The sequence below is a fragment of the Desulfonatronum parangueonense genome, from assembly GCF_054656975.1.
This window is the reverse complement of the sequence record NZ_BAAHXH010000003.1, coordinates 3,984,140-3,997,479: the sequence shown is the minus strand read 5'-3', so window position 1 is coordinate 3,997,479 and position 13,340 is coordinate 3,984,140. Positions and strand designations below refer to the sequence as shown.

Genomic DNA, 13,340 nt, shown 5'->3' with positions numbered 1-13,340 from the left:
ACATTTCAAGCTTAAGTTTGGATTACCAATCCAGGAGGTTTTATGGGCAGGTGGAAAGCTTTTTTACCTATCACTCTCGCCATGTTCATCGCGGTGGGGGGTAGTCTGTTCATCTACAACTGGATGCAGCAGCAGACATCGGGCGTACCCGCGCAAGTGGTCGAGGAAATCCAGAGGGAACGACCGGAGATCGGGTATGTGGCCGTGGCGACTTTTGATCTTGCCGCCGGCACCAGACTGTCCGGGGAGATGATTACCAGTAGGGAGCAAATCATAAAGAACCTGCCGGCGGGACACTTCCGGGAACCTTCGGATCTGGTCGGCCGGGTGGCGGTTGTGCCCATGCGAGCCGGGGAGACGATTATCGAGCACCGTCTTGCGCCCATTGACATCCGCACTGGCGGAGTCTCGGCCATTCTCGGGGAAGGCAAACGGGCCGTGGCCGTGGGTGGGGACAAGGTGATCGGTATTTCCGGATTCATCCACCCCGGCAACAAGATTGACGTGCTCGTGACCTGGAAAGATCCGGACAATGACGAAGACATTACAAAGATCATTTTGGAAAACGTCACCGTCCTGGCCACGGGAACAGTATTGCAGGAAACGGAAAAAGGGACCACTGCTCCTGTGGATGTCTATACTCTGGAACTGACTCCCGAGGAAACCGAAATCCTGACCCATGTCCGGAATCAGGGCCGGCTCCAGTTCGCCCTGCGTAGCCCCATAGATGGCCTTCCGGCGGCAACCAGGGGAGCCACGACCAGGCACGCCATGAACTATCTCAATCCCCAGCCCGTACAGCTCGCAGCCACCCCAGCGCCCCGGATCAACAATCCGCGTCCTGCCCCGGTACGATCGGAATTCACTATGGAAGTGATCCAGGGCAATAATGTCGAGCAGTTCAAGTTCATTCAGTAACCATCTCAACAAGCAAGGAGAAGGGTTATCCATGCATGCCACCATCAGATCCTGGAAAACAGCAGCAGTTCTTTTGCTCTTGGCGTCATTGACCTGGTTGCTCCCACTGGAAAGCCACGCCCGGAACATTCAGGTGATTCCCGATGAAGTCGTCGTGGACATGGATCAGCCCCGGCGCTTGCAACTGGAGTACGGACGAGCCGTCATTCTCAGAACGCCCAGGGAAGTGGACCGCGCTCTGGTGGCCGATCCGGATGTCGTCAGCGTCCGGGCCATCTCCGCCCGGGAGGTCTACCTGCGACCCGTTTCCGCGGGCACGACCAATCTGATGCTGTGGCAGGACGATGAAATATCCGCAATCTACGAGCTGGAAGTCCAGTACGAGATCGCCCGGATGAAACAACGCATCAATGAAGTTTTTCCCAGGGAAACAGACCTGCGCATCCTGTCCACCAACGATTCCGTCACCTTGTCCGGCCGGGTATCCAACACATCAACCCTGGACCAGATCCTGGCAATGGCAGGAGCCTATGCCCCGGAAGACAGAATCCGCAATCTCGTCCAAGTGGGCGGGGTGCACCAAGTGATGCTGGAAGTGAAAGTGGCTGATGTTTCCAGGAATTCAATGAAACAGCTCGGGGTGAATTTCAACTTGGTGAATGAAAGCGGACGCCTGGCCCTGGGATTTCTGGGCGGGCTACCAGCCGGCGGCCTGTTGGATTCCGCCGGCACCTTTGCTCTCCGATCCGCTCCGGGGGATTCAATCCAGTGGCAGGGCATTTTCGACATTCTCAAGGAAAGCGGCCTGGCTAAGATCCTGGCCGAACCATCCCTGATCGCCCTCAGCGGCCAGACCGCCAGCTTCCTCGCCGGTGGCCAGTTCCCTATACCGACGTTGGAGCGCGAAGGCGAGATAGGTGGTGTTGAGTTCAAGGACTACGGCATCCAACTCTCCTTCACGCCCACTGTGCTCAGCAACGACAGAATCGCCATCGAGGTGGTGCCGGTGGTTTCCGAACTGGATCCAACCACGGGTGCAGTAATTCGTGGAACGTTCATCCCCGGCCTCGTTGTCCGCCAGGCATCTACCACAGTCGAACTCGGGGACGGACAAAGCTTCGCCATCGCCGGCCTGCTCAGCGAATTCTCCCGCGAAGCAGCATCCCAGTTCCCAGTCCTGGGCGATCTGCCCATCCTGGGTGCCTTGTTTTCCAGCAAACGCTACCAGGCCAGAGAAACCGAACTGGTCATCCTGATCACCCCGCGCCTGGTCAAACCCATCGTAGCCGCTGAACAGACCCTGCCCACGGACTTCTACATCCCGCCGGATGACGCGGAATTCTATCTCTGGGAAATCTTCGGCCAATCCCATACCCACAACCTGCCGCATAGAACCGCGGTATTCGACGGTCAATTCGGGCACGTTATTGTCCGATGATTCTCTGGTGGAGACTGGTTCAACCGGCAGCGAAAGAAGTTCGTAACATAATTCAAGACAACCAAATCAGGAGAGGCGGGAATGAACAAGAGTATGGCAATCTGCGTTGGTTTGATTCTTGCTGTAAGTACCATGATATGGGGCTGCGCCGGAAACCTCCCGGAAAGCCAAAGAATATACTATCTCCAGGACAACTGGGGAAGATCCGTCCAAACCGCCAACTACAACCAAACCCTCAACCCCACAGCCAGCCTGACCAAGGCCCCCGTGGAAGGCATCGACCCCCAGGCCGCGGCACTGGCCGTGGAACGATATCGGAATACCTTCAAAGAAGGGGTAGAACGAGAGCAGGTGAGTCCGATAATTATAATGGGAAATTAGCATATTTCAAAGAATTTTTAATGTTTTCAACATTAACAAGAGTGCAAACTTATGTTCGAAGATCCCAATTACGATAAACAGTGCGGAGTCGCAGCACTCGAGTTCGCCATCGTCCTGCCGCTGCTTATACTATTATTCCTGGGCATTACTGAATTCGGCATAGCCTATTATAACAAACAAGTTTTGACCAATGCCAGCCGGGAAGGTGCCAGGGCGGGGATGAATAGCGCAATTAAAGTAAACAGTATTGAACATATTGTTGAGAACTATACAGACAGACTAATTAATTTTGGAAATGGAGAAATTAAAGATTATTTAAATGTAGAAATTGGTAGACACAATGCTGCATTTTGTCCTGGGGATGAATCATGTAATTGCAATGGAAACGAATATTGCCTGGTAGAAGTTAATTTTGAGCATTCTTATCTTGTACTTTCAGGATTTCGATTCTTTGGTGCTAACTTTGGCCAGACAACAAATATTGGTGCTTCAACATCAATGAAAATGCTGTAAATGCCATACGGATCGAAAATTATGACATCAAATCAAAAATTAAAACCAAAATCAAGTAAAAAAAATCAAATAGGTGCCACAGCGGTAGAATTTGCTATTGTGATACTAATATTTATCACGATAATTTTTGGCATAATTGAATTTGGTTTATTGATGTATAATCAACATATTGTGACTAATGCTGGAAGAGAAGGAGCGAGAGTAGGCCTGGTGTATCGTACTACTGGTAATAGAATATCAGAAATTGCTATCAAAAACAAAATTATTCATTGGAATGACCATATTATTACCTTTGGTGAAAAAAAATGGGACGTCATCGTTACACCTTGCGTAGCATCAGCAAGCAATATTTCCGTTGAGATCAAATATAATTATGACTTTCTTTTTTTACCGTTTCAACGTGAAATAACATCTATAACAAAAATGAGATGCGAATAGGGTAAAGGAGATAGAACATGAAATTTAAAACTACACAAAAAAAAGTTAATAATGAAAATGGAGCAGTATCTGTTATCACTGCTGCAGTCTTAGTAATTTTTATTGGAATTGCAGCATTAGCAATCGATATTGGACGACAGACTTCTGCAAAAAATGAGCTCCAAAACGCAGTTGATGCATCGGCATTGGCTGGGGTAATAGAGTTGGCAAAAAATGGAAACACAAATGTTACTATTAAAGCTGTTGAAGCAGCACAACAAAATTTTGTGGACAAGAATGCGCCGACTCCTACAAGTGTTAAGCTTGGAAGATGGTCTGAGTGGACTGATCCTAAATTTACTGAGAATTCAACCCCATATAATTCAGTAATGGTTACTGTTGCAAATTATAATATCGGATCTTTTTTTGCTCCTATTTTAGGAACTACACAGAGTGTCAGCGCAATTGCCACAGCAGTTGTAGGTCCAGCTAGCGGAATGGAAAGACTACTTCCAATAGGAATACAAGAAGATAATTATTATGAATCAATAAATGACCCAAGCGATCCAGAATATCGTATTATTACACAAGATAACTTTGGAAGTATTGGACCTGGCAACTGGGGCTGGGTAGACTTAGCTGAAGCTCACGATGAGAATGCAAGCACTAATGATCGACTTGAGTGGATAATAAATGGTTACCCAAAAATGATTTTTATTGGAGATGAGGTTACAACCGATACTGGTGCCAATCTTACCACACCTGCAAGAACAGATGTTCACAACAAGTTAACTGAATACATAAACAATGAGACTGTTCTTTTTATACCTATTATTTGCAATACATGGTCATCTGGACAATCTGCTACCATAACTATTAGAGGTTTTGCTCCCTTAATTATAACAGGTTATGGTGGTCAAGGCTCTGGATTTTGGATAACAGGTCGTTTTCCTGAAGATCCTCATTTGGTTTCAGGGCCAATAGATTTTGACGCAACCGACTTCGGAGTTAAAAGTATTGTTCTAGTAGAATGATTAATGTACCACATTTTGCAAGCAACATTCTTACTTAACTACCCATACGTTAATATTAGTTCAATGTTCAACTAGCCTTTTCAATACCTAACATCACATGAGAGGGTCAAATGCCCGCAGGTACATATCAAATTCGTATCCAGATGCAAAATCTTGCAATGCGAAATCGATTTGAAAACCTAGTTAAAAAACATTCTGAATTTGATATCCAAGATGACGACTCTACACGAGCTGACCTGCTGATCATTGAACTGAGCAACGAACCTGATATTACTTTTGAACTGATCCACAACCTTTTGAACGAAGGTGAGGTCGGCGAGATATTCCTTACATCCAACTCCACGGACCAGACCCTGCTCCTGAATGCCATCCGAGCCGGGGCCAGGGAGTTTTTCGGTCCTGATACGGATGACGCGGAAATCACTGCTGCCCTGGAGCGCTTTGCCGTTAGACACGGCAAGATCAAGGCTGGTGAAAACCCGAAACGCAACAGCCGGATTTTTTCCGTCATGGGGAGCAAAGGCGGCGTGGGTACGACCACCTTTGCCGTGAACCTGGCCGTGAGCTTGGCTGAAAAGCACGGCGTAGAATCCGTGGCCCTGCTGGACCTGAATCTCTTCGGGGACATTCCGCTGTTTCTAGAAATCGAACCCTCCTACACCTGGAAGGAAATTACTAAGAACATTTCCCGGTTGGATTCCACCTTTCTGAGGAACATCCTGGCCGCGGACCCTTCCGGAGTCCGGGTGCTGCCATCCCCCGGCTATCTGGGCAGCCAGTACATGGCCACGCCGGAAATCATCGAACGCCTGCTCAACGTCATGCGCAAGATGTTCGATTTCATCGTGGTGGACCTGGGCCAGCACATGGACGACAACGCGCTGAAGGTCCTCGAACTATCCGACACCCTGTTCCTGGTCTCGGTCCAGAGCCTACCCTGCCTGGCCACCACCAACAAGTTCCTGCGCTCGTTCCAGGATATCGGCTACCCTGCTCCTGAGAACATCAAGGTCATCCTGAACCGGCACCTAAAAAACGGCAGCATCGGCATGGATGACGTTGAGGAAGCCCTGAGCAAAAAAGTCTTCTGGAAAATCCCCAACGACTACCAGACCACTGTTTCGGCCATCAACAAGGGCAAACCCCTCTCCCGCTTCGCGCCTAAAGAGCAAATTACCAAAAATTTCAGAGAGCTGGCCGACGCTCTGGTTGTGAAGGCCGATGTAAAGGAACAGATTAAGCGGAAGTGGTGGATATTCTAGGTCATGGTTTCAAAGATTTTTTAACCGCAGATTACGCAGATTGACACAGATTTAAGAATTTTATGGTAGCACTTCAAACTGCATGAGGTGAAGAAATGCTTTTCAGCAGCAAGAAAAAGGTCGAAGAAGCGCCCAAGCCGGCGCTCAAGCTGGTGGATAAAAAACCCATTCCGCAGCACCGCAACCAGCAAGCTCGGCAGCTGTCCGATGAGTTTTTCCAGCTCAAGAACAGAATCCATTCCCGACTCCTGGAAATGGTGGACCTGACCCTGCTGGATTCTCTGGACCAGAATATTCTTAAGTCTCAGATCCGATCACTGGTTCAGCGGATTCTGGAGGAAGACGGCGGCAAGGTTCCCCTGAACATGACTGAACGTGATCGCCTGATCTCGGACATTGAGGACGAAGTCATGGGTCTGGGCCCTTTGGAGCCGTTTCTCAAGGACGACACCATTGCCGACATCCTGGTGAACACCCATAAGCAAATCTATGTAGAGCGCTTCGGAAAACTTGAACTTTCCGAATCCACCTTCAAGGACGACGCCCACTTGATGAAGATCGTGGACAAGATCGTTTCATCCGTAGGCCGGCGCATCGACGAATCCTCTCCCATGGTGGACGCCCGTCTGGCCGACGGTTCCCGGGTGAACGTGATCATCCCCCCCCTGGCCATCGACGGCCCGGTACTCTCCATCCGCCGCTTCGGCCGTGATCCCCTGATGCTGGACGACCTGGTCATGCTCAAGGCGCTCACGCCGGGGATCGGCGAAATCCTCAAGGGTGTCGTTCACTGCCGCCTTAACATCATTATTTCCGGCGGCACGGGCAGCGGTAAGACCACTCTCCTGAACTGTCTGTCCCAGTTTATCCCTTCGGACGAGCGCATCGTCACCGTGGAAGACGCCGCGGAACTGCAGCTCAAGCAGGATCATATCGTCCGCCTGGAAACCAGGCCCCCGAACATCGAGGGCAAGGGCGAGGTCACCTCCAGGGATCTGGTGCGCAACTGCCTGCGGATGCGACCGGACCGGATCATCGTGGGTGAGGTGCGTGGGGCCGAGGCCTTTGACATGCTTCAGGCCATGAACACCGGCCACGACGGCTCCCTGACCACGGTCCACGCCAACACGCCCCGGGACGCCCTGATGCGTATCGAGAGCATGGTCTCCATGGCAAATTTGGACATCCCCCTGGAATTCATGCGCCGCTTCATTGCCTCGGCCATCCATATCATCGTCCAGGTTTCCCGGCTCTCTGACGGCACGCGCAAGATCACCAGCGTGCAGGAGATCACCGGCATGGAAGGCAACGTGATCACCACCCAGGAACTCTTCTCCTTCATTCCCACGGGAGTGGAGCCAAGCGGCAAAATCAAAGGCCACTTCCGGTTCCAGGGCGTCCGGCCCCGCTTCGTGGACAAGTTCGTCCAGCATGGGTTGGAGGTGAACCGGGAGATTTTTAATCCTGATGTGGTTTATGAAGTATAGGATGTAAGAAATGATTGAACCGCCCCCGCACTCACTTTGTCCTGGCAGTCCGTAGCAAATGGGACAACTCACCTGAACAAAGTGAGGGCGGGGCATGCCGCTTCGCTCGAGACGCAGGGGGCGCAGAGAAAAAGTTTTGGCTTCCGCTGGAAAGATGCGGAAGTCAAAAAGGCTCCACGCCTGACGGTGATTTTAAACATCACCCCGGCAGAGGTGAGGCAAGCTTTTTGAAAACAGCTCTTTCCCTGCTTTCAAAAAATGTTTCCTTGGCGTCCTCTGCGCCTTGAGCGAAGCGGCATGCCCCGCACTCACTTTGTTCAGGAGAATGATCATTTGCTTCGGATAGCCAGAACAAAGTGAGTGCGGGGGCGGTTCAAATTCTTAAATGCAAATGCTCAGGAAGGTTAATCTATGAACATCTACATGGTCGCCATACTCATCTTTCTCACTTCGATCATTACCATCGAAATTCTGCTCTATGGCCTGCGCACCTTCAAAGATCCCGATCGGGCCAAGATTCGCAAGAAGCTGCGCAAGATTACCTTTCACCAGCAAAACCTAGAAGACGCGCCGGATATTGAGCGCAGGATCAAATACAGTGACATCAAGGGCCTGAACGACTTGCTCCGACACTTCGCTTTCGCGGATCGATTCCACAAGCTTCTGTACCAGGCCAACGCCAAGCATTCCGTCGGGTTCTACATCATGCTGTCCGTGTTGCTGGGGCTTTCGGCTTATATGGTCTTGAGCTTTCTGAACTACGGTTTGCTTGTTGCCCTGCCCGCCGCCCTGCTCTTCGTGGCAAGCCCGTTCCTATACCTTAAGAACATGAAAAAAAGAAGAATGGCCAAATTCCAGAAGCAATTGCCCGAAGCTCTGGGCCTTGTGGCCAGATCTCTAAAAGCCGGCCATGCCTTCAGCACGGGACTGAAGCTAGCCGCGGACGAATTCGAGGATCCCTTGGGGCCGGAATTCGAAGTCACCCTGGACGAAATCAACTTCGGGGTGGCCGTTCCCGATGCCCTGCGCAAAATGACTGAGCGCGTGGACTGCCTGGACCTGAACTTCTTCGTGGTTGCGGTAATTCTGCAGCGGGAAACCGGCGGTAATCTAGCCCAGATCATCGAGAACACCGCAGCCCTGATCCGGGAGCGGTTCACCTTCTACGGCAAGATCAAGATCCTGGCTGCTGAAGGTGTGCTCTCCATGTGGGTGCTCATTGCTCTGCCTTTCGCGATAGTCGGTGCTCTGAAGTTACTTAATCCAGAGTACATGAGCCTCCTCTTTGAAGAAACCATCGGCCATTACATGATTGGATACGCCCTGGTGACTATGGTTATCGGCTATTTCGTCATGCGCAATATGGTAAAGATCAAGGTGTGAACTTGTGAAGACGAGAATTCAACGTGACTTTTATCCTGGAGGGTAAACGACATGCCGCCCGAATATATGCCTCTGGCCATAGCCTCCATATTCTTTCTGACTTTCATGCTGCTATTGGTCGGCATCATCCAAGTGGTGCGCACGGCTACCCAGAAATCTGAGCTGGTGCAAAAGATCCAGTCATCCGGTAGGAGCGCGGCCGTCGCCTTTCAGCCGACTCCCTTGGCTGCGCCCGGCGCGAAAAACAAGGTGCTGGGAGTTCTTGGATTGTTGGGCAAGAGCATGGGCAAGGACAGCCTGACCGAACATGCCGCCATGCGCCCGAAATTCCTCAAGGCCGGCATCCGCTCCGAAAGTGCGCCCACGGCTTTTTTTGGGGCAAAATTGGCATTGACCGTGATCATGCCCATGGAATTTCTTCTTTTCCGGCTGCTGATGCCCGAAGTGGTCATCTCCACCACAATGTCCCTGGTGTTCATCACCTCCCTGGCCGTGGCCGGGTTCTATATTCCGGATCTCTGGCTGCTGAACAAGACCCAGAAACGTCGGCAGACCATTCTGGATGGTTTCCCGGACGCCCTGGATCTGCTGGTGGTCTGCGTCCAAGCGGGCATGGGCTTAGATTCGGCCATCAGCAGGGTAGCCAAGGAAATCCAGTTCACCTGCAAGGAACTGAGCGACGAACTGCATCTCTTCAACTTGGAAATGCGTGCCGGCATGCCTCGCCAAGACGCTCTGAAGAACCTAGCCATGCGCACGGACCTGGAGCAGATGCAGAACATGGTAACCCTGCTGTTACAAACCGATAAATTTGGCACCAGCGTCAGCCAAGCCCTGGAAGTCTTTTCCGACAGCATGCGCACCGAACGTATGCAGCGTGCGGAGGAAAAGGCAGCCAAGATCCCCATCAAGCTCCTCTTTCCAATGCTCTTCTTTATTTTTCCATCCATGTTCATCGCCATTCTCGGTCCAGCGGTCATCCGCATTTCCCAGACCCTTCTCCAGATGTAACGCAACGCCTCATGCAACGTTACACGCAACATATATCCAACATAAAATCCTCTTCAGGGCAGCCTACATGGTGTCATGAGGAGGGCTTGAAAAGCACGGGCAACCGCATTTCCCTTCCCACCACACCACACCATCACGACCACACAAGGCACCTCCAACGTCGCCCCCAAATATCCCGCAACAGCACATCCCATAGGGGTGCCACGTTATCGCATTGAGAATATTTGGCTACCTAAAAATATGATCGCCGCGATAGCACGGACTTGTAGGGGCTCCCCTCGCGGGTGCCAAGGTGAACGCGGTATTAAATATGCATCGCCGAATGGCACGGATGTTCAAATCAAGCATAAAGATCACGATATGTGGAAATTCGGTATTTCAACTCGACGATCAGTACCAACGCAGCAACACCAGGGCTACCGAAAGGATAGCCCTACGAGGATGAGGTCTCGCGCTGAATTTGGCGTCCAAATGAAATAAACCGCCGCGACAGCACGGAACCGTTACACGGGACCGTGCTAACAACAGGTGAAGGATCGAATCATGAGACATGACAGGGCTGGAAAGTTCGGGGTTGCAACGCGATTGGCCGCGGCATTGTTGTTCCTCTGCGCGGGAATGGTTTCCTGCACGGCCAAGCATTCGGGATCCCTGGTCCGGGATGACGGGTTGACCATTACCAGCCGGGAACACGAAAGGCTGGGCGACCATCTGCTGGCAGGCGACAACCTGCAGATGGCCCTGTTCCAGTTCGACCGCGCCCTGGAACGTGATCCGGGCAACCTCAGCGCGAGGTACAAACGGGGGCTGGTCTTTCTTCTCGGGGAGCACAACCAGGAAGCCATGGCCGAATTCCAGACGGTCCTGGCCAAGGACCCCGATTTCGCCCTGGCCCACGAGGGCATGGGGCGGGCCTGGTTCCAGTCCGGCAACCTCGATCAGGCCCTGCTCAGCCTGCACCAGGCCCTGCGCCTGAACCCGGATCTGTGGCGAGCCCGCGCCTACCTGGGAATGATCCACGATCGCCGGGGCGAAACCGCGCTAGCCGTGGCCGAGCACCAAAAGGCTATAGCCCTGCGGCCGGGAGAAGGTTCATTGTACAACAATTTGGGCGTATCCTACACCATGGCCCGAGATTTCGAAAAAGCCGTGGCCGCATTCAACAGAGCCCTGGAACTAAATTTCCAGCATCACCGCGTCTACAACAACCTGGGCCTGGCCCTCTCCAACCTGGGACACTACCAGGCCGCCCTGGAAGCCTTCCGCAAAGGCGGCACCGAATCTCAGGCCTACAACAACCTGGGCAGCGTCTACCTGAGCAAGAACCGCTACGAAGACGCCATCAGGACCTTTGAAAAGGCAATCGAACACGAACCGGGCTTCTACATCATGGCCGGGGAGAATCTGAAACGGGCGAGGTTGGGGTTGGAAAAGGAGCAGTAGGAATGTTGAACCGCCCGCTTCGCTCAAGACGCAGGGGTCGCAGAGAAGAAGTTTTGGCTTCCGCTGGAAAGATGCGGAAGCCAAAAAGTCACCACGCCTGACGGCGATTTAAAACATCACCCCGGCAGGGGTGAGGCAACCTTTTTGAAAGCAGCTCTTTCCCTGCTTTCAAAAAATGTTTTCCCCTTGGCGTCCTCTGCGCCTTAAGCGTAGCGAGCGGTTCAATAATTTTGAAAAACGGGCAGGTAAATCATGGGAAACGGCTTGGGCAAGCATTTAAAACAAATCAGCATTCCGGTCTGTGTCGCTTTTGGATTGGTCTCCTTGTCGGGTTGCGCCTTGTGGGACAGACATCATGAACCTCGGCCCTGGGGCACGAATCACCGCACCTCCATGACCGACCAGGAACTACGCCAGCTCGTGGCCTCGGCCCGGCCGTTCATCCGCAATCCGGAAATGCATTTCCGGCAGGGCCTGTATTTCCAGGCCCGTGGGCAGCACAAGCTGGCCGTGGATGAATTCGCCAAGGTGCTCCTGCTCAAACCCGACCACATCAAGACCCTCAACGCCATGGCCGTTTCCTGCGACAACCTGCAGGACTACGAACAGGCCGTGGCCCTGTACAAGCAGGCCCTGAGCCTGGACCCGGAACAGGACTACATCTACAACAACCTCGGCTACTCCTACTTTCTCCAGGGCAACTACACCGCGGCTGTCGAGGCCTTCCAGAAAGCCGTGGCCCTGGACGAGAGCAACAAGATCTTCCTGAACAACCTTGGCATGGCTTATGCCCAGAAAGGCCTTTTTGACAAAGCCCTGGCCGAATTCCAGCGAGACGCCGCCCCCGCTGATGTGGTGGAGATACCCGTACCCATGGAATCGACGCAGTCCATCACCCTCGCCCCGGAAAAAACAGTCCCACCCCAGGCATCCAAACCAGCCGGAGTTGCCATTGAGGATGCGAATCCCCTTTCACCTCTCCACGAGTCGGTCCCTACCCCGGACCGGCAGGTTGATATAGCCCAGTCCGAACCGGAGTCGCGACACTGGATCCGCAAGCCGATGCCCGAAAATCCTGGCCAGGAAACTGACCCGGCGCTTCCCGACCCCAAGGGGCTGGAAGAACCGTTCAATACCTTTGAACCTGAGCGGCCTCATGAATTTGAAATACCCAACCGACCTGAACAATTTCAAAAACCCCGAGAGATCGTCGTTGTTGCGGACTCTCAAAACCAAAATCCCGCCCCACCAGCAGAACCATCCCGGCCCGAGCCCGCCGGGGCGCACTCGAAGCGGGATCATCAACCCGGCCTTCAGCCTGACCAGCAAACAACCCGACCAGACGAGCCAGCACATCAGCCCCAACCCACCGCTCCAACCCCGGCCCCGCTGGTCGCTGAGCTTCAATCTCCAACCCACCCCTCACCATTCGATTCACCCTCGGATGCCACCCTGAGCCGGCAGCAACCCGCAAGGCATCATGATTTCCTGAAAGCCGTTCCCGTGGAAGTGCTCAACGGCAACGGCATCAACCGCATGGCGCATCAGGTCGGATCATATCTGGAAGCCAACGGCTTCCGGGTAACCCGGAAAAAGAATGCCGACCATTTCGATCACCCTCGAACGACCATCCACTACGAAATCGGTTATTTCCCTGCCGCGGAACTCCTGTCCCGCCAGTTATCGGGCGTATATCTCCTGAAGGAAGAAGCATCCCTGAACAGGCATGACGCACGCATCCGGATTACTGTCGGAAAGGATCTGGATCACGACAAGATGGCGGTCCTCGGGCGCAGACAAGACGAAGACGCAACCCAACTCGCAGCATCCGGCCAGGAAACGGTGATCAGCCGCGGACCGGATTCCGTAGTGCGCCCGTGAAGGGTAACCGACGAACATTTTGGACCTGGGAGCGCCGCGCCCCAGTGCGGCAAGTCTGGAATGTTCACGTCATATTTGATGATTCGCGCTCATATGTTGCCGCACTGGGGTGCGGCGCTCCCGGGCTGAACGGCATTCAATCACACAATCACATTATCAATTCAAAGGAGGA

At 52.7% G+C, this 13,340-nt stretch carries 12 protein-coding genes; all 12 read left to right on the top strand.

Annotated features, from left to right (window positions below):
- Positions 1-42 precede the first annotated feature (42 nt).
- Positions 43-918 (top strand): Flp pilus assembly protein CpaB, encoded by an 876-nt coding sequence (gene cpaB / locus ACYQ15_RS17935; protein WP_459938864.1) that lies wholly within the window; start codon positions 43-45, stop codon positions 916-918.
- 31 nt (positions 919-949) lie between these two features.
- Positions 950-2,356, top strand: coding sequence for a type II and III secretion system protein family protein (locus tag ACYQ15_RS17930; protein ID WP_459938863.1), 1,407 nt, complete (start codon positions 950-952; stop codon positions 2,354-2,356).
- An 81-nt stretch (positions 2,357-2,437) separates the two neighbouring features.
- Positions 2,438-2,737, top strand: a complete 300-nt coding sequence (locus ACYQ15_RS17925) for a hypothetical protein (protein ID WP_459938862.1) — start codon at positions 2,438-2,440, stop codon at positions 2,735-2,737.
- Positions 2,738-2,788: 51 nt separating this feature from the next.
- Positions 2,789-3,250 (top strand): TadE family protein, encoded by a 462-nt coding sequence (locus ACYQ15_RS17920; protein ID WP_459938861.1) that lies wholly within the window; start codon positions 2,789-2,791, stop codon positions 3,248-3,250.
- A 21-nt stretch (positions 3,251-3,271) separates the two neighbouring features.
- Positions 3,272-3,688, top strand: a complete 417-nt coding sequence (locus ACYQ15_RS17915) for a TadE/TadG family type IV pilus assembly protein (protein ID WP_459938860.1) — start codon at positions 3,272-3,274, stop codon at positions 3,686-3,688.
- Between the two features lie 17 nt (positions 3,689-3,705).
- Complete coding sequence (locus tag ACYQ15_RS17910) at positions 3,706-4,701, top strand: pilus assembly protein TadG-related protein (RefSeq protein ID WP_459938859.1); 996 nt, start codon at positions 3,706-3,708, stop codon at positions 4,699-4,701.
- A 158-nt stretch (positions 4,702-4,859) separates the two neighbouring features.
- A complete protein-coding gene (locus ACYQ15_RS17905) occupies positions 4,860-5,963 on the top strand; it encodes a CpaE/TadZ family protein (protein ID WP_459938858.1) in 1,104 nt (367 codons plus the stop codon).
- Between the two features lie 95 nt (positions 5,964-6,058).
- Positions 6,059-7,450, top strand: coding sequence for a TadA family conjugal transfer-associated ATPase (locus ACYQ15_RS17900; RefSeq protein WP_459938857.1), 1,392 nt, complete (start codon positions 6,059-6,061; stop codon positions 7,448-7,450).
- Between the two features lie 411 nt (positions 7,451-7,861).
- Positions 7,862-8,833 (top strand): type II secretion system F family protein, encoded by a 972-nt coding sequence (locus ACYQ15_RS17895; RefSeq protein WP_459938856.1) that lies wholly within the window; start codon positions 7,862-7,864, stop codon positions 8,831-8,833.
- 51 nt (positions 8,834-8,884) lie between these two features.
- Positions 8,885-9,844 (top strand): type II secretion system F family protein, encoded by a 960-nt coding sequence (locus ACYQ15_RS17890; protein ID WP_459938855.1) that lies wholly within the window; start codon positions 8,885-8,887, stop codon positions 9,842-9,844.
- 543 nt (positions 9,845-10,387) lie between these two features.
- Complete coding sequence (locus ACYQ15_RS17885; RefSeq protein ID WP_459938854.1) at positions 10,388-11,287, top strand: tetratricopeptide repeat protein; 900 nt, start codon at positions 10,388-10,390, stop codon at positions 11,285-11,287.
- Positions 11,288-11,539: 252 nt separating this feature from the next.
- Positions 11,540-13,168 carry a LytR C-terminal domain-containing protein gene (locus ACYQ15_RS17880; protein WP_459938853.1) on the top strand — a complete coding sequence of 543 codons (1,629 nt, stop codon included), beginning with the start codon at positions 11,540-11,542 and terminating at the stop codon, positions 13,166-13,168.
- Positions 13,169-13,340 lie beyond the last annotated feature (172 nt).

Coding starts and splice junctions, on each gene's coding strand:
- ACYQ15_RS17920 (WP_459938861.1), top strand. CDS start 2,789: ATGTTCGAAGATCCCAATTACGATAAACAGTGCGGAGTCGCAGCACTC.
- ACYQ15_RS17915 (WP_459938860.1), top strand. CDS start 3,272: ATGACATCAAATCAAAAATTAAAACCAAAATCAAGTAAAAAAAATCAA.
- ACYQ15_RS17905 (WP_459938858.1), top strand. CDS start 4,860: ATGCGAAATCGATTTGAAAACCTAGTTAAAAAACATTCTGAATTTGAT.
- ACYQ15_RS17930 (WP_459938863.1), top strand. CDS start 950: ATGCATGCCACCATCAGATCCTGGAAAACAGCAGCAGTTCTTTTGCTC.
- ACYQ15_RS17895 (WP_459938856.1), top strand. CDS start 7,862: ATGAACATCTACATGGTCGCCATACTCATCTTTCTCACTTCGATCATT.
- ACYQ15_RS17910 (WP_459938859.1), top strand. CDS start 3,706: ATGAAATTTAAAACTACACAAAAAAAAGTTAATAATGAAAATGGAGCA.
- ACYQ15_RS17890 (WP_459938855.1), top strand. CDS start 8,885: ATGCCGCCCGAATATATGCCTCTGGCCATAGCCTCCATATTCTTTCTG.
- ACYQ15_RS17925 (WP_459938862.1), top strand. CDS start 2,438: ATGAACAAGAGTATGGCAATCTGCGTTGGTTTGATTCTTGCTGTAAGT.
- ACYQ15_RS17900 (WP_459938857.1), top strand. CDS start 6,059: ATGCTTTTCAGCAGCAAGAAAAAGGTCGAAGAAGCGCCCAAGCCGGCG.
- ACYQ15_RS17885 (WP_459938854.1), top strand. CDS start 10,388: ATGAGACATGACAGGGCTGGAAAGTTCGGGGTTGCAACGCGATTGGCC.
- ACYQ15_RS17880 (WP_459938853.1), top strand. CDS start 11,540: ATGGGAAACGGCTTGGGCAAGCATTTAAAACAAATCAGCATTCCGGTC.
- cpaB (WP_459938864.1), top strand. CDS start 43: ATGGGCAGGTGGAAAGCTTTTTTACCTATCACTCTCGCCATGTTCATC.